This window comes from Elusimicrobium sp., assembly GCA_015062115.1.
Classification (GTDB): Bacteria; Elusimicrobiota; Elusimicrobia; order Elusimicrobiales; family Elusimicrobiaceae; genus Avelusimicrobium.
Genome location: SUVG01000004.1, coordinates 75,329 through 92,325, shown reverse-complemented (window position 1 = coordinate 92,325; position 16,997 = coordinate 75,329). Strand labels below are relative to the sequence as shown.

The window sequence follows — 16,997 nt, the reverse complement described above, 5'->3', positions numbered from 1 at the left end:
GAAACACTTTTTAGAAACTATATCCTAAATGCAGAGCCACATAGCGTTCTACATTATCAAGTTCCAAATCGCTCAGGGTGTGATAATCGTCAAACTCGCGGCTGATCCACGAAAATTCGCGATCCAGGCGCTGTTTTTTAATTAACTGCGTGGTTAAAGTTTCGTTCATGGTTACGTTCATAACAGCACCTCCCGATTAAAATTTTCCTTCTTATACATTTAATTTATCGTTTTATGAGAGGAAAAAACAGGGTCATTAGTCCTAAAATACACCGGAATTTGGGCCCCTTTGCAAAGTTGGGCCCGTCCTACCGATTTTTGGGTCTTTTGACCCATTTTTCAATTTGCTATACTGTGTGTATGACGAACGCGCGCGAAAGATTGGAAAAATTATTAACACAAAAAACTTTTTCAAAACAAGAATTGGTAGATTTATTATCACTACAAGACCCGACCCCTCTTTTTGAAAAAGCCGACCGGGTACGCCAACAGTTTGTGGGAAACGGCGTATATCTGCGCGCACTGATAGAATTTTCCAATCATTGTAAAAACGATTGCCTTTACTGCGGTATCCGTCGTTCCAATCTGGCGGCGGACAGATACCGCCTTACCCCGCAAGACATCTTAAACACCGCACACAGAGCCGCCCAATACGGTTATAAAACCGTGGTATTGCAATCGGGAGAAGACGGTTGGTTTGATACCGATAAGTTGTGTGAAGTAATCCGCGAAATAAAAAAATTGGATATGGCAGTCACCTTAAGCATCGGCGAAAAAACTTACGAAGAGTATAAGGCATACCGCCAAGCCGGTGCCGACAGATACTTGCTACGCATTGAAACGACCGACAAAACCCTCTACGAAAAAATGGATCCGGGCATGAGTTGGGAAAACCGCCTGAATTGCCTGCATATGCTAAAAGAATTAGGCTATGAAGTCGGCTCCGGTTCCTTGGTAGGCCTTCCGGGGCAAACAACGGAAAGTTTAGCGGAAGATTTACTCTTCTTCAAAAATTTACCGGTGGACATGGCAGGCATCGGCCCGTTTATTCCTCACCCGCACACACCTTTGGCCGAAGAAACCTCTAACGGTCATTTTGAACTTTCCTTAAAAATGATGGCCCTGATGCGCCTATTACTGCCGGATATCAATATCCCGGCTACCACAGCCATGGAAACTTTACACCCGCAAGGCAGAGCCCTCGCGCTTGGGTGCGGAGCCAATGTAATTATGCCCAACTTAACGGAAACCTGCTACCGCGCCCGTTACGATCTCTACCCCGGCAAAACCGCCACCACCCTATCCCCGGACGATACCACCCGCTCGGCAGAAAACTTAATTCGTTCTTTGGGAAGGGAAGTTTCCCATGCGTATGGTTTTCGTGGGGAGTATTTAAGCCAGAAAACTAATTAGCTTTTACCTATATATAATATATTCAGGGGAAATGACTTTCCCCCTTTTTTTATCCTTTCTTTCGATTCCTCATAAAAAAAATTTTATTTTCTAGCAGAAATGTATTACAATATAGTTGACTTACGCGGGCATAACCCGCCTGTTGATATTTTATATGGGAGAAACGACCTGATATGGTAAAAAAGACCGTCAAAAAAGCGGCTAAACCGGCCGCGAAAAAGACTGTAAAAAAAGCAGCCGTTAAGAAAGCCGTTCTCAAAAAAGTTACGAAAAATGTCTATTACTTCGGTGCCGGTAAAGCCGAAGGTAATGGTAAAATGAAAGAAATTTTAGGTGGAAAAGGGGCCAACTTGGCTGAAATGTCCGGCCAGTTAAAATTGCCCGTTCCTCCCGGTTTCACGATTACTACCGAAGTGTGCACCTACTACTGGAACAACAAACGCACCTATCCCAAAACCTTAAAAGCCGATGTAGAAGCAAACTTGAAAAAAGTGGAAAAAGAAACCAAAAAAGTATTTGGTTCCGATAAAAATCCGCTTTTGGTATCCGTTCGCTCCGGTGCCCGTGCTTCCATGCCCGGCATGATGGAAACCATTTTGAACATCGGTTTAACCGAAAAAACAATCCCCGGTATGATTGCCAAAACCGGTGATGAACGCTTTGTATATGATGCCTACCGCCGCTTGATTATGATGTATTCCGATGTAGTAATGGAAAAAGCCGCCGGCATTGAACCCAAAGACGGCGAAGGTATCCGCAAAATTTTAGATGGTATGCTCGGTGATGTAAAAGCCAAATTGGGCGTATCCGACGATACCAAAATTCCTGCCGAAGAACTTAAAAAATTGTGCGTAGAATTTAAGAAAACCGTTAAAAAAGTTCTTAAAAAAGACTTCCCGGACAATCCGATGGAACAACTTTGGGGTGCTATCGGGGCGGTATTTGCTTCCTGGAACGGGAAACGCGCCATTGCCTACCGCAACATTGAAAATATCCCGCACGATTGGGGTACAGCCGTTAACGTGCAAACCATGGTATTCGGCAACATGGGTACGGACAGTGCTACCGGCGTAGCCTTTACCCGCAACCCAGGCAACGGCGACAGCCATTTCTACGGCGAATATTTAATCAACGCCCAAGGGGAAGACGTAGTAGCCGGTATCCGCACTCCCTCCCCCATGAACAAATGGTCTACGAACGCCCACTCCAAACACTTACCGACCTTGGAAAAAGTAATGCCCAAGGTATATAAAGAGTTGGACGCTATCCAAAAGAAATTGGAAAAACACTTCCATGATATGTTGGATATTGAGTTCACCATTGAAAACCAAAAACTTTGGATGCTCCAATGCCGCGTAGGGAAACGCAACGGTACCGCTGCCGTGCAAATGGCCTTGGACATGGTAAAAGAACGCTTGATTACCAAAGAAGAAGCCGTCTTGCGCGTTACGCCTGCCCAGTTGGGCGAACTGTTGCTTCCGGCCATCGACCCCAAAGCCGAAGCCGGTGTAACCCCGGTTGCCAAAGGCTTGCCTGCGGGCCCCGGCGGTGCGGCTGGTAAAATCGTTTTCAACTCCACCGATGCTATTAAACTTCAAGAAAAAGGCCAAAGCGTTATTTTAGTACGCGAAGAAACCAACCCCGAAGATATTGAAGGTATGCGTGCTGCGGCGGGTATTTTGACCCAACGCGGTGGTATGACTTCTCACGCGGCCTTGGTTGCCCGCGGCTGGGGTAAATGCTGTATTGTGGGTTGCGGCGAATTGGAAATCAATTTGAACGCCAAAACCGTTAAAATGGGTGGCAAAACCTATAAAGAAGGCGACGAACTTACCTTGAACGGTACAAAAGGTTATGTTTATGCCGGTGCGCTTAAAATGTTAGGTGCCGGTGAAGGAAACAAAAACCTTACCGCTTTCCTCGGTTTGTGCGATAAAGTACGCCAACTGAAAGTTCGTGCCAATGCCGATACGGAAGATGATGCCGTGAAAGCCCGCAAATTCGGGGCTGAAGGTATCGGTCTGTTCCGCATTGAACATATGTTCTACGGTAAAAATTCCGAAAAACCGCTCTTCATCTTGCGCAAAATGATTCTTTCCGGCAGCGAAGAAGAACGCAAAGCCGCGGTGGAAGAACTCTTCCCCCACATGAAGAAAGAAATCAAAGCCACGATGAAAGCCATGGCAGGATACGGCGTAACCGTCCGCTTGATGGATCCGCCGCTCCACGAATTTGTGCCCACCTTGCCCGAAAAACAACAAGAATTGGCCAAAGCCCTTGGTATTTCCATGGCTGTATTTAAGGAACGCGCCGCCGGCTTGCACGAAGTAAACCCCATGATGGGTCACCGCGGTATCCGCTTGGGTGTTACCTATCCGGAAATTACTTCCATGCAATCCCGCGCTATTTTCGAAGCGGCTGCCGAACTTATTAAAGAAGGCGTAAAAGCGATTCCGGAAGTGATGATTCCGCTTACCTGCGATGTAAACGAAATTATCACCCAGAAAAAACTCATCCGCGCCGCCTACGAAGCCGTAGTAGCCAAAACGAAAGTTAAAAAACTCAACTACTCTGTGGGTACCATGATTGAAATTCCGCGTGCGGCCGTCCTCGCTTACGAAGTGGCTGCGGAAGCGGACTTTTTCTCCTTCGGCACCAACGACCTTACGCAAATGACATTTGGTTTCTCCCGCGACGATATCGGCTCCTTCCTCCCCGAATACCTCAAACAAGGTATTTTGGAAGCGGATCCGTTCCAAACCTTGGATCAACGCGGTGTAGGCATGCTTATTCAGCACGCCGTAACCGAAGGCCGTGACCAGAAACCCAACCTGAAAGTAGGCATCTGCGGTGAACACGGCGGTGACCCCGAAAGCGTGGAATTCTGCCACCGCGAAGGGTTTACCTATGTGTCCTGCTCTGCCTTCCGCGTGCCGATAGCCCGCTTGGCTGCTGCGCAAGCCGCCGCCAAAGATGTGTTGGCTGCCAAACGCAAATAATCGGTTCTAAACCTAAAAAACCCGCTCTTTTAACGGAGCGGGTTTTTTGTTAGTATATACAGTATGAAAAAATTAAAAGACCTCTGTTTGTTGTTTTTTTGGGGAGCCATAGCCGGGGTTTTTTTCGTCGGGTGTATTGTAGGTTTCGGGCACCTTTGGAACCGCTTTGCTCGTACGGCCATAACCCAACTCCCGTTGGCGAAAGAGATATTTATAACCCTTTTGTCAGGGGTAATAATAGGAGCGATCTATTTGATTGCCCGGATATGGACAAAATGCACAAAAAGCAATTGGGACGAGAATAAAAAATTACTGGAAAAGTTTATTCAAAAACAATAGAAAACCCCGGTAAATTTACCGGGGTTTTTTATTTTAGTTAAAGCTCTTTTCACGGGGGCGGAAAGTCCTTTCACAATAACTTAAAAATTCCTGTTCCGTCACTTTCACTTGATATTTATAAATTATATTAAGCGAAAATAACTCTTCTACCGGAGTCTCTTCTTGATCAAGAGTTTCCATATACTTATAGAATTTTTCATCAGCTTGCTTCCGGTGCGCTAATACCTCTTCATGCGAATGCCCCAAAGCATGAAGAACACACGCATAGGTCCGTTGATTTTGTCCGTAAATATCCGGGGTGGCTTCCATATAAAGTTCCAAAATAAACTTCTCAGCATCAAGACCGTACAAATTTCCGACGCGTTGCAAGGTGTAGGCGATCCATTTGTTGAGGGTAAGGGTTTCTTTTATCTTTTCTTTTATAATTTTTCCCCGGTCGTTCCCGTCCATGTAAAACCCTTGTGGCACATAGACAGGTTTATAGGTTAATCCTTCCGTTTCCGCACGGCCAAGCAAAAGGCCTAAAGCTTCCAAAATTTGAGGAAAGGAAAAGTCATCTTTATTTTCGTTTAACATTTTGTACCAGTTAAGCAAAAGCGATACATTTTTCGGGTTTTTCTCGTAGGCTTTTTCCGCAAGGGGAAATCCCTTTTCGATGAAAGGGAGTTGTTCATCATAAAACATTTTTCCCCCGCCTTTCCAAAAATAGATGGCCTTGTTGGCAAGCAGATGCCCGTACAGTTCCTGTTTGGTGATGAAAGGGAACGAAAATGACCACTCGTTTTTCATCGGTTTACGGCCAAACTCTTTGTATAACAAATCATAAAACAAGTTCCCGTCAGTAAGTAACATGTGGTCAATTTGCGACACGGCATACACCTTAAAAGGGTTTCCCAAGCGCTCCAACACCCCCAGTGCATAGAAGGTTCTGCCGTCGCAATCTAAATCTCCTTTCGGTTCTTCCCCTTCTTGCACAGGGAAAGCATCTTTAATGAAGATAGTATCATTCTCGGCTTCGGGCATTAAATCATCTAAAAATTTAGCCAGTTGGGCAAAGTCCTTAAATTCTTGTTCGCTGGCTAAACGGTAGAGTTTATTTTCCAGCTTAATCATTTCCTCCCGTTGATATTCGGTGGGTTCTTCCACCTCAATAACCAAGGACAAAAAAGACGATATCCGCTTCTCTTGTAAAGATTTTTTAATTTGGTTTTCCAAGGAAGGGAAATCGCCGGCGGCCCACAAATAAGCCGGTAAAACGGCCCATAAAATAAATAGAAAAATTTTCTTCATATTACTTATTTTAGTATTTTTGAGTGAATAATCAAGACATCTTCGTTCGCGTTCCTTGAAAATAAGAACTTGATTTCCTATACTTTCAGTATGCAACCGTACAAAACAATTGTACTTTTCCTTTCCTTTTTTATCTTGGCGGCTTTTTGCAACACAAGCGCGCACGAGATTCATTTGGAATCCGCTGTTTTTCAAGCCCAACACGCTCTTTTTGAGCCTGTACTCAAAGATATACAAGACTATTACGGGCGCACCTCCTTCGAAGATGAAAACCGCCAAACAGGCTGGTACCGCGTGGACGATTTTCTCAAATGGTTGAAGGAAAACGAAAAAATCTTAAAGTACAAAACGGTTCGTTTAACCGATAAAAGAATCCCTCTTACCGAGTTACACTCCAGCCCCGAAAAAGATGACCAAAAAATTTTTTGGGGATATTTGGGGGCTCACTATGCATTTAGTCGTTACGGGTTAAACGGGCAAGTATTAAATCGCTATACCTTTGCCCTGTGCAAAGAAACTAAATGTTATGCGACTCCCGCTAAAAACACCATTACCTTGGGTGGGTTTAATCATTTGGATTCCGTCGCCTTCTTTAACATTGCCCTGCACGAAGCCGTCCACCTTTTTTCCACCGATTTACGAAAGTGGGATAAACACTCTTCCCTGCCCGAAGCAGCCACCTGCAAAGCACAAAATTTATGGGCATTACCCATTAAACCGAAAAACTACTTTTTTGCAGGCGTGAGGGACTTTCGCGTATCGTACGAAAGAGGTGTCCCCATAACGCATCTTATGGAAGAATACACTTCCTGCATTGTCACCCCGCTATACGGCATGGAAATTTTTGAAAGCGGAAGTTTCCCCGAGGAAAAATCTCTTTGCTATTATTTGGAAGGAAAACAGTTGCCCGCCTTACCCGGCGAAAACCGCCTATTAGACGCGTTTGCACATCAAGATTTCTTAAGCAAATTTTTTGGAAAAGAAATTTGGGAAAAAAAACTTGCATCCGTTGAAAATGGGGCTTTTGGTTCTTTCGGGGTTGCTTCTTATATTAAAACGCGCAAATTCTATAAATCTTATTTTAAGCAAAATAAATCTGTTTTTAATGCCGACGATGATACCATAAAAAAAGAACTGAACACGATTTCAAAAGACCCGCATATCTCGTTCTTGTATAAACAAGGGAACAAGATTTTGTTCGGTTTTTTCCCGGAAGAAGATTTAAGTGCCCTGTCCCAGGAAAGATTGTCTTTTGAGTTTAACAAAAATGAACAGCAAGTCGATTTTTATAAAAAGGTAATTCATCAATACTACGAAGAAGATTTTGATTGCCAACGCGTAGTACCCGGTATTATCAAATTATTAGACGAATTGGCCGGCCCGCAAACGCGTGCCGCCGTTCCGCCAGGGTATATTTAATATAACCCAAAGGCGGAAGTTGTATTTGCTAGCCCGCCAATAATTTACTAAAATATAACAATGAAAGCCTTTCCCATTATTGTATCTTCGCCTTCCGGGGCGGGAAAAACGACTATCGTAGATGCGGTACTGAAGCGTAACAAAACCGTTTCGCGTGTCATTACCGCCACCACTCGTTCGCCGAGAAAAGGCGAAAAAGATGGGGTGGATTACCTGTTTTGGACGATTAAACAGTTCGAACAGGCCATTAAAAAAGGCCAAATGTTGGAATGGGCCCAAGTGCATACTCATTATTACGGAATCCCCAAAAAATCTGTTGATGATTTGATGAAAAAAGGGATTTGCCCCATTTTGGTTATTGATGTGCAAGGTGCCCGTACCGTTAAGCAACAATATCCCGAAGCCGCCACCGTGTTTATCGTGCCGCCCAGTTTGAAAGAACTTAAAAAACGCATTTTGGGCCGCAATGATAACACCCAAGATATAGAAATCCGCTTGGAAACGGCCAAAAAGGAAATGCAAGAGTTGGAACATTACAACTATGCCTTGCTTAACGATGACTTAAAAAAAGCCGTGGACGATATGGCCGGCATTGTAGCCGCCGAACAGTGCCGCGTAAATAGACAAGATTTGAAGAAGATTAAAAATCTGAAGTAAAAAACAGAGGGAGTGAATATGTCCGTAAAGAACGACAAAGAATTTGATGCTAAACTGATGAACTACGACGGAGACCGCTACGACATCGTGGTGTTGGCTTCTACTTGGGCCAAAGAACTCAAGAAAAAACAAGAATACAAAAACCAACCCCATGCCGTGGTCATCAAAGTAGCCTTGGACGACATTCTTTCCGGCCGCGTTTCTAAAGACGAAGTACTCCGCATCAGCAAGGAAAACTTGGAAGCCGAATTGCGCGCCCAAGAAGAAGCCCGCAAAGAAGCGGAACGCAAAGCCAAAGAACCCATGAGATTATAATGGCACAAGATTCGCTGGGCCGGTTGGCACAAGAATTAAAACATTTTTTGGCCTCCCAGGACGAAGACGAATTTATTACACCGGCGGCTGCACACATTGCGGCCGCCGATGTTTCACGCCCGGAAAGTGCCCAGCCTGCTAAGGCCCCTGTTTCCGCCGCTCTTACGCGCATGGCGGAAGGCGAAACCTTAACGGTGGAATTTTCGCGCGCACGCCAGCGTGCCGAAAAAGCCTCCATACCGGCTAAGACCCCCGAAGCCGTACCCACTACCCCCAATCAGGAGTTTGCCCCTATGATGAACACCGCCCAAAAAACAGCCGCCTTGGAAGAATTGTCCCAAACAATTCGTAATTGTTCCCGTTGCCCGCTGGGGGCTACCCGTATTCACGCCGTGCCGGGAGAAGGAAATGTGGACGCCGATTTAATGTTTGTGGGAGAAGGCCCCGGTTTTGATGAAGACCGCCAAGGCCGCCCGTTTGTGGGCCGTGCCGGGCAACTGCTGGACAAAATGATTGCCGCCATGGGGCTTAAACGCGAAGATGTATTTATTGCCAATATTGCCAAATGCCACCCCATGACCGACCCCTTGCACCCCGAAAAACACGGCAATGACCGGGCCCCGAACGCTACCGAAATTGCCTGTTGCCGCAAATACCTGGAACAACAAATTTCTATTATCTGCCCCAAATATATTGTGGCTTTGGGCGGAGTATCTGCCAAAGCACTTATTGCCGATGCCAAGTCGCTCGGGGCGTTGCGCGGTAAATTTTACGATTTAAGTTTAGACACCGTCACCCTTCCCCGTCCGGTAAAAATCTTGGCCACTTTCCACCCGGCTGCCCTTTTGCGTAACCCCGGTTGGAAAAAAGATGCCTGGGCCGACCTGCAAATGGTTATGGCCGAATTGGGCCTGAAAGGCGCCGCCAAATAACTCCCTTATGTTTTGTAAAGTAGCCTTTGATGTTCCCTTGGACAGAGATTTTGACTACGCAATTCCCGCGGAATTGGAAGACAAAGTCCGTCCCGGCGTGCGTGTAACGGCTCCTTTCGGCCATGTTTTAACGGGGGGTATGGTTACGCAAGTAACCGAGGTTTCCGGCGCTCCGGAAGGCATATCCTTAAAAGAAATCACTTCCGTGGTGGATACCCGCCCTATTTTCGGTTCCGACTTATTCCCATTGGCCAAGTTTATGAAAAGCAACTGGGGTTGCCCTATCGGGCAGATTCTTTTTGCATTAGTTCCCCCCCAACCTTATTTTAAGTTGGATACTCCCCCCGCCGCCATTAGCATTGAGGTAAAAACGCCCTCTTTTCAGTTAACTCCCTCGCAACAAAAAGCGTTGGACACCATGCATGCTTTTGCCGCTTATGAGTATCACCCTGTTCTTTTAAGCGGGCCCGCTTACACGGGTAAAACCGAAACAGTACTTCGCCTGGCCGGAGAAGTTTTGGCCGGTTACGGGCAAACGCTTATTACCGTGCCCGATATTGTAGCGGCCCGACAATTTATTAAAGAAGCCGAGCAACGCTTCGGCGCGCATAATGTTTTTTGTTGGCACAGTCGAATGCTCCTATCCAAAAAGAAAAAATTTTTCTCGGCTATTTCCAACGGAGTTCCCTGTGTGGTTATTTCAACCCGTTCGGGGGCCCTTCTCCCGTTCAAAAACCTGCGCTTGGCCGCCGTGCTGGACGAAGGGGACGAAAATTATAAACAAGAGGAAAACAAACCTTATTACCATTTACGGGAACTGCTTTCTTTCCGCGCCAAAATGCACGGAGCCACGCTTTTATTCGTATCGGCTACCCCGAGTGTGGAAATTCTAAAATCTGTGAAGGACGGCCGGGTTTTATCCCTTCCTTTCCAAGAACAAGTACCGGGCCATACCTTTACCCCCCAAATCAAGATAACCCCTAAAAAAGGGAAGAAATCTCGTTTCCTTTCGGACTTTTTACTTGAAGAACTCGCACAAAATTTACGGAAAAAAGAAACGGTACTTCTCATTTTGAACCGTCGAGGTTATGCCAATGCTTATTACTGCTTAAACTGCGGGGCTTATGCCAAATGTAAAAAATGCGGGGCCATTTTAACACACGAAAAATCTGCAGACACGGGAGAAAGGTTGGTTTGTAAGAAATGCGGCACGGCAGAACCTATCCAACAGAAATGCCCCCAATGCCAAAATCTGATTTTTAAGTCCCGCGGTGGCGGAACTCAAAAACTGGCCGCCGAAATTACCAAATTCTTTCCGCAAGCACGGTTACTTCGTTTGGAATCGGACACCTTAAAAAAGAAATCGGGCCAAGGGTTTGAAGCGTTGGAAGCCTTAAAAACGGGAAATGCCGATATAATTGTGGGCACACGCATGGCTTCGGCCGCTTTGCGCGGGGCCAAAGTAACCCTGGCCGCCATTGTTGATGCCGAATTGGAACTGGACGGGCCGGACTTTCGCACCACCGAAAAATTTGCACAACTGTTATTTGGTTTGCGCGGGCATTTGTCCGGGCTTAAAAACGGACGCCTCATTATCCAAACAGCCGACGAGCAAGGCTACGATTATGAACCGCTCCTCACTAACGACTATGCTGCCTGTGCCGACACGGAAATGATGCTTCGAGAAAGTTTTACCTATCCGCCCTTTGTGCATTTATTGCGTGTGACTTTAAAAACTAAAGAGACAGACCTCTTAAACACCGAAACCCACCGCCTAAAACAGGCTTGCAAAAACTGGGCAACGGAAATACTCGGCCCCGTATGGTGTGCCAAAAAAACGGATACCTTAAAAAAACAATATTTACTCTTCAAAACCACCGAAGAAAAACGCGCCCAATTATTAGCAGAGGTGGAAACTTTTGTTCCGGCAAAAAAAGTATCCTTAAAAATCACGGCAGACCCTTACGATTTTTACTAACCTGTTTTTTCCCCTTCCAAAAGAAAGTTCTGCGCTTATCCTGTTTGATAACAGGGGGTAGCGTATGTTTACATTACAAGGACGCATGGGCCGTATGGCCTATTTTATAACTACATGTGCTTGCGGGGTAATGCTTGCTTTGAGCAGTTTTATTTTCCTGCAAGTAGCACCGCCGGCGGTCTTTTTATCGCCGGAAATGTCGCTTAATGTACTGGGGGCGATTGTGGGAATTATCGCCTTTGCGTGGTTGTGGTCTGCCACGGTGAGGAGGTTACATGATATCAACCTGTCGGGGATGTGGTCATTACTGGTATATTTAGTACCGGCACTGCTGTTCGTGTTATGGTTTTGGCCCGGCACTTTAGCTTTTAATCGTTTCGATTTATACTGAAAGCCAACCCGCAAAACACCGCCCGGAAAACAGACCGGGCGGTTTTGTTTTGTATATGGTAAAATATAAGAAATATCCATTTACAAGAGAGAAAAAATAATGACGATTGAAGAACAAATTTCCTTTTTAACGCGCGGTTGCGTAGATATTGTATCCAAAGCCGATTTAACCAAAAAATTAGAAAGCGGTAAAAAATTAAAAGTAAAACTCGGGTGCGACCCGACCAGTGCCGATTTGCACTTAGGCCACAGCGTGGCGCTTTCCCTGTTACGCCGCTTTCAAGATTTAGGCCACACGGCCGTACTCGTCATCGGCGATTTTACCGCCGCAGTGGGTGATCCTTCCGGGCGCGATTCCACCCGCCCTGTTTTAGGACGAGAACAAATTTTAGAAAACGCCAAAACCTATACGGAACAAGCCTTCAAGGTTTTAGATCCTGCCAAAACCGAAATTCGCTTTAACAGCGAGTGGTTGGATCCGTTTGTCAGCGGGAAGGAATTGTTGCAAACGTTACAAAAAGTAACGGTGGCGCAAGTATTGGAACGCGACGATTTCAAAAAACGCATGGCCGCCGGGAGCCCTATTAGCATGCTTGAAGTACTTTACAGTTTATTCCAAGGCCAAGATTCCGTGGCCTTAGAGGCCGATATCGAATTGGGCGGAACAGACCAAATTTTCAACTTACTCGTCGGCCGCCAACTACAAAAGAACCACGCGCAAGAACCGCAAGTGGCCATTACCGTACCGCTTTTAGTGGGCTTGGACGGAGTGAAAAAAATGTCCAAATCTTATGGCAACTATGTGGGTCTTAACGACGAACCGGGCGATATGTTCGGTAAACTCATGTCTATTCCCGACGAACTGATGCCCATGTACTACGAACTTTTGACCAGCGAAAATATGGACGAAATTAAATCTATGCACCCCATGGCCGCCAAAAAGAAATTGGCCGGGTTGTTGGTAACCCGCTTCCATGGCGAAGAAGCCGCCCAAGCCGCGCTTACAAATTTCGAAAAAGTATTTTCTAAAAAAGAACTCCCCACCGATATCCCCGAATTCAAACCCGAAGAAGGGGCCACTTTATCGGCTGTTCTGTTTGCCGCCGGGGCCGCCCAAAGTAAAAACAAAGCCCGCGGGCTAATCGAGCAAGGGGCTGTGCGCTTAAAAGGCGAAAAGGTAACGCAAGACGGCCCGTTAACCTTTGAAAACGGTGATGTGTTACAAGCCGGGAAACGCCATTTCTTCAAACTGGTAAAATAACAACATGAAAAGATTCCTCTTGTTTATAACCTTATTTCTATTGATGCTGGGCCTGGGAGCCTGGGCAACTAAGGTTTATTTTTTCAGCAAGGGGCCTCTTACCGTCGTAAAAATCGAACCGGGACAAAGCGGTAACTCCGTAGCCAAAATGCTTAAAAAGAAAGGAGTGATCCGCAGTGAAGTATTATTCAAAATAATTCTTAAACTCACCTCTTCCGCACGCGATTTGAAAGCAGGGCGTTTTGATTTGCGCAAAAATACTTCGGCCTTCGAAGTAATTAACTGCATTAAATCGGGCCGCTGTACCCACTACGAGAAAGTAACCTTTTTGGAAGGTTGGAGAAGCGAAGAAATTGCCGAAGAATTGGGCGCGCGCGGCATTACAAACCCGCACGAGTTTTTGGATATCGTCCGCAAAGAACAACTGGAAGGATATTTGTTCCCCTCCACTTATCTCTTCTCCGAAAATATGCCTCCGCGCAAAGTGATAAACGAAATGCTGGGCCAATATAAACGAAAAATCGCACCGCTTTTTAAGAAATATCCCACCGACCTTACGGAAAAACAAGTGCTGACCGTGGCCTCCATCGTAGAACGCGAAGCCGTCGTGCATGACGAACGGCCTAAAATTGCCGCCGTGTACTTAAACCGTTTTCGCATCGGCAAACGCTTAGAGGCAGATCCTACCGTCCAATATGCATTGGGATTCAACCTGAAGGAAAACCGTTACTGGAAAAAAGGACTTACTTACAAAGACCTAAAGGTAAAATCGCCCTACAACACTTATCGCAATGCGGGGCTTCCGCCGGGGCCGATTTGCAACCCCAGTTACGAAAGCGTTTTGGGCGTTTTGCAACCGGAACCCAATTTCGAAAATTTATACTTTGTGGCCGAATCGGGCGGACGCCATGTCTTTTCCAAAACCTTTAACGAACACCGCAAAAATATTCGCCGAATCCGCGGGAAAAAATAATACTTTTGAAAAGGGAAATAGAGTTTCCCTTTTTTGTTACAATAAAAATTCTTTTGGAGGATAAAGTATGAATAAATTTCTAAATCTCACCCTTGCGTTTTCCATTTTAGCTTCTTCCTACGGTTGCGTAGGAAAACAACCCCAACCCGGGGAAACGGCCCCTTCTTTTCCGTATGCCACGCCCGAAATAAAACAACAAATTGCTAAAAATATCTACAATACAAATACCCCTATCCCCGAAGATTTTTTTGAAACGGCCTCTTATTTCGTCATGTTTCAAACCCTTATGGATAAAGGCCCCGAAGTCTTTGGAAACAATATAGAGCAACAAACCTTTTGGTATTATTTATTCCGTCTGCGCTTTCGCATCATGGAAGAAATCGGCCCGCATCAAATAGATGATATGCGCTTGGGAGCAGCCTATACCGAAATGATGCAATCTCCTTTCCTCTCTTTTATTGAACAAAACCCGGAGAAAGGCTTAACCATTTTTGCAGATGTTATCCGCTACGAGGAAACCTTCCCCTTCAATCCTCAAAAAGGAGTGGAAGAAGCCCGCCAAAAAATAAAAAACACAACCAAAGAAGAATATTTGGCGCAAACGGGACTTGCGGAAATTTCCGATGAAGATTTAGCCCAACAAAAAGAAATGTCGTTACAATGGATAGAAGATGTGCCGGACACCTTTGCCCCGACTCGCCAAGCCTTTTTGGAAGCATATAAACAAGAATTAAACAGATTGAAAAGCGGCAAATCGAGCGAAGAATTTATACAAGAAAAAAAAGAAGAAAGAGGCATCGCGGAATATACCGTTCATTTTCAAGCACCGAAACTTTACCCGGCAGAAATCTTTTTTGCCGAGTTTCAACTTTCCCCCACCGATGAGGAGATGCGCTACTCTTACCCGAAAATTTATATTCAAAACGGAGGGAACCTAAACAGTATCCGTTTGGAAAACGAAAAACCGCTCCCTCATAAAATAGATTTAATTTGGTATTCCATTATCGAAAACAAATCTTACTTGTTACAGGCATTTCTTCCTTTTGAAGAAATAAAAGAAAAAATTATGAATTCAGACGCAGAGTGGGACGCTATCCTCTTTACTTTGGCCCCTTACGGGCTGGTGGAACTTTTCGCTTTCAACCAAGCCAACGGAAATAAAAAATTATTAGCCTTTTTCCAAGCGAAAGAAAAAGATTTGTCCCTGCAAGATTTTCGATTGGCAGGAGCCGAATACGAAAACCCGTCTTCGCCTGCCGAAGATTGGGCCGAATATCAACAAAACGCTTTGAAGGCTCACCCTCAAGCGGCTCAACATTTCGAGCAAAACGGGCTACCGAAAAAAGATGAAAACTTTTGGGAAGAAAAATAATTCTTTCCTCCCGCAAAAATACAGTTTGAAAAAGAAAACTAAAACGGATATACTATACAGAGAACTTAACTACAGGAGAAAAACATGAATAAAGGCTTCACCTTAATTGAATTGTTAGTAGTAGTACTGATTATCGGCATTTTGTCTGCCATCGCCCTTCCCCAATACGAAGCGGCTGTAGAAAAATCTCGCATGTCGGAAGGATTGGTTAACCTCAAAACATTGGTAAGCGCCGTACAACGCTATCAACAAGCCGACCCGAACGCTACCACCGTTACGAAAGCCAACATTGCCGATGTCGAAATGAAAGGCGGCACTTGGAAAACGAACACCCAATTTGTTACCGATCTGTTTGTTTACGATATTTCCACTTTCGGCACGGTGTCCGCTTACCGCTCTGACGAAAGTTCCACCTCTTCTTACATTTATAAATTAACGCAAGATGTGGATAACAACAAAACCTGTACCCAAGGCAGCAAAGCTACCGAAGATACGGCAGCCTTGTGCAGATTCTTTACCGGTATTTAATTTTTACCGACATAAAAACCCCGGGTTGTGAAACCCGGGGTTTTTTATTATAACTTACGCAAAATATCCGCAATTTTCTTAGCAGAAGTAATCGGGTTGGGAATCTTAAGCCTGCGATAAGCACGGTGCATGGCCGCCAAGCGTCCGTTTCCACGGCGTTGAACCAGGCCGGAAAGAACCCCCAGGAGGTTTCTTTCCAAATCTTTATCTTCGCGTACCACTTTGGCACAACCGGCATCGGCCAAAATTTTGGCATTGTAGTATTGGTGGTCGGCCGTTGCGTGCGGAAAAGGAACCAATACCGAGGGAACACGGCAGTAAATCAATTCCGCAAGTGTGCTGGCTCCGCTACGGCAAACGGCCAAATCTACCACTTTCATAAGCGCATAAATTTCGTGGCTGTAGGGCAACACCGCTACATTTTTAAGGCCGCTATATTCTTCCCGCATGATTCCATACCACCGATCACCCGTGATATGAATAAATTGCCAGGAATTAAACTTCTTAACAGCCTTTACAACCGCCGCATTAAGGCCCTTGGCTCCTTGGCTACCCCCCACTACCAAAACGGTCTTTTTGGTGGCATCTAAGCCCAATCCTTCCAACAAAGCCGTTCTATCAGCAGGATAGGTAAATTCTTTGCGAATCGGCGTGCTGGTAAGCACCGAGTTTTTAATTTTTTTATCTACAGGTAACCCCAGCATAAACAAATCGGCAAATTTCCCGCAGATTTTATTGGAAAGTCCCAAACGGGCATTGGAATCGTGCACGGCCGTCTTAATACCCATAAAATGAGCCACAAAAATAAGCGGAAAAGAAATATATCCCCCCGTACCGATGGCCACTTCCGGGCGAAATTTTTTGATAATTTGGCGCGTTTGATGCAAAGACTTAAACAATTTCCCCATAAAACGCAAATGGCGGAACGGATTAACGGAACGCGGAAGGCCCGTAAAATCAATTTCTTGGTAGCGCAATTTATGGGTTTCCAAAATTTGAGCGGCAGGGTCGTTTTTACGCACGATAAAAAGCACCTGCATACCTTGCTTTCGCAGTTGTTTTCCCAAGGCAAAACCCGGGTAAAAATGGCCGCCGGTTCCGCCGGAAGCAATCAAAAAGCGTCTGTTCATA

At 45.4% G+C, this 16,997-nt stretch carries 14 protein-coding genes and 1 pseudogene; 13 read left to right on the top strand and 2 right to left on the bottom strand.

Going from position 1 to position 16,997, the window contains the following annotated elements; translation table 11 throughout:
- Positions 1–360 precede the first annotated feature (360 nt).
- The 3 genes from hydE (at position 361) to E7027_03920 (ending at position 4,751) form a co-directional block, all read left to right on the top strand.
- Positions 361–1,413 carry a [FeFe] hydrogenase H-cluster radical SAM maturase HydE gene (gene hydE / locus E7027_03930; protein ID MBE6421263.1) on the top strand — a complete coding sequence of 351 codons (1,053 nt, stop codon included), beginning with the start codon at positions 361–363 and terminating at the stop codon, positions 1,411–1,413.
- A gap of 173 nt (positions 1,414–1,586) precedes the next feature.
- Positions 1,587–4,412, top strand: a complete 2,826-nt coding sequence (locus tag E7027_03925; protein MBE6421262.1) for a pyruvate, phosphate dikinase — start codon at positions 1,587–1,589, stop codon at positions 4,410–4,412.
- A gap of 63 nt (positions 4,413–4,475) precedes the next feature.
- On the top strand, positions 4,476–4,751 hold the full coding sequence (locus tag E7027_03920; protein ID MBE6421261.1) for a hypothetical protein: 276 nt from the start codon (positions 4,476–4,478) through the stop codon (positions 4,749–4,751).
- A 33-nt stretch (positions 4,752–4,784) separates the two neighbouring features.
- On the opposite strand, the gene E7027_03915 is transcribed toward E7027_03920, so the two are convergent.
- A complete protein-coding gene (locus tag E7027_03915; GenBank protein ID MBE6421260.1) occupies positions 4,785–6,041 on the bottom strand; it encodes a hypothetical protein in 1,257 nt (418 codons plus the stop codon).
- A gap of 90 nt (positions 6,042–6,131) precedes the next feature.
- Between E7027_03915 and E7027_03910 the strand changes: the two genes are divergently transcribed.
- The 10 genes and pseudogenes from E7027_03910 to E7027_03865 all read left to right on the top strand — a co-directional run bounded on the left by E7027_03910 (position 6,132) and on the right by E7027_03865 (position 15,539).
- Positions 6,132–7,460 carry a hypothetical protein gene (locus E7027_03910; protein MBE6421259.1) on the top strand — a complete coding sequence of 443 codons (1,329 nt, stop codon included), beginning with the start codon at positions 6,132–6,134 and terminating at the stop codon, positions 7,458–7,460.
- Between the two features lie 60 nt (positions 7,461–7,520).
- The gene (locus E7027_03905; GenBank protein MBE6421258.1) at positions 7,521–8,117 is read left to right on the top strand and encodes a guanylate kinase; all 597 of its coding nucleotides are present in this window, start codon (positions 7,521–7,523) and stop codon (positions 8,115–8,117) included.
- 18 nt (positions 8,118–8,135) lie between these two features.
- Positions 8,136–8,432 (top strand): hypothetical protein, encoded by a 297-nt coding sequence (locus E7027_03900; protein ID MBE6421257.1) that lies wholly within the window; start codon positions 8,136–8,138, stop codon positions 8,430–8,432.
- Positions 8,433–8,725: 293 nt separating this feature from the next.
- Positions 8,726–9,364, top strand: a complete 639-nt coding sequence (locus tag E7027_03895; protein MBE6421256.1) for a uracil-DNA glycosylase — start codon at positions 8,726–8,728, stop codon at positions 9,362–9,364.
- A gap of 7 nt (positions 9,365–9,371) precedes the next feature.
- Entirely contained in the window at positions 9,372–11,342 is a 1,971-nt protein-coding gene (gene priA / locus E7027_03890; protein ID MBE6421255.1) for a primosomal protein N', read from the top strand.
- Between the two features lie 64 nt (positions 11,343–11,406).
- On the top strand, positions 11,407–11,733 hold the full coding sequence (locus tag E7027_03885) for a DUF805 domain-containing protein (protein MBE6421254.1): 327 nt from the start codon (positions 11,407–11,409) through the stop codon (positions 11,731–11,733).
- A gap of 99 nt (positions 11,734–11,832) precedes the next feature.
- Positions 11,833–12,993, top strand: a complete 1,161-nt coding sequence (locus E7027_03880; GenBank protein MBE6421253.1) for a tyrosine--tRNA ligase — start codon at positions 11,833–11,835, stop codon at positions 12,991–12,993.
- 4 nt (positions 12,994–12,997) lie between these two features.
- The gene (gene mltG / locus E7027_03875; protein ID MBE6421252.1) at positions 12,998–13,966 is read left to right on the top strand and encodes an endolytic transglycosylase MltG; all 969 of its coding nucleotides are present in this window, start codon (positions 12,998–13,000) and stop codon (positions 13,964–13,966) included.
- Between the two features lie 67 nt (positions 13,967–14,033).
- Positions 14,034–15,338 (top strand): DUF2931 family protein, encoded by a 1,305-nt coding sequence (locus tag E7027_03870; protein ID MBE6421251.1) that lies wholly within the window; start codon positions 14,034–14,036, stop codon positions 15,336–15,338.
- A gap of 84 nt (positions 15,339–15,422) precedes the next feature.
- Positions 15,423–15,539, top strand: a pseudogene (locus E7027_03865) (prepilin-type N-terminal cleavage/methylation domain-containing protein).
- 374 nt (positions 15,540–15,913) lie between these two features.
- On the opposite strand, the gene E7027_03860 reads toward E7027_03865, so the two are convergent.
- On the bottom strand, positions 15,914–16,996 hold the full coding sequence (locus E7027_03860; GenBank protein ID MBE6421250.1) for a UDP-N-acetylglucosamine--N-acetylmuramyl-(pentapeptide) pyrophosphoryl-undecaprenol N-acetylglucosamine transferase: 1,083 nt from the start codon (positions 16,994–16,996) through the stop codon (positions 15,914–15,916).
- Between the last annotated feature and the right edge of the window lies 1 nt (position 16,997).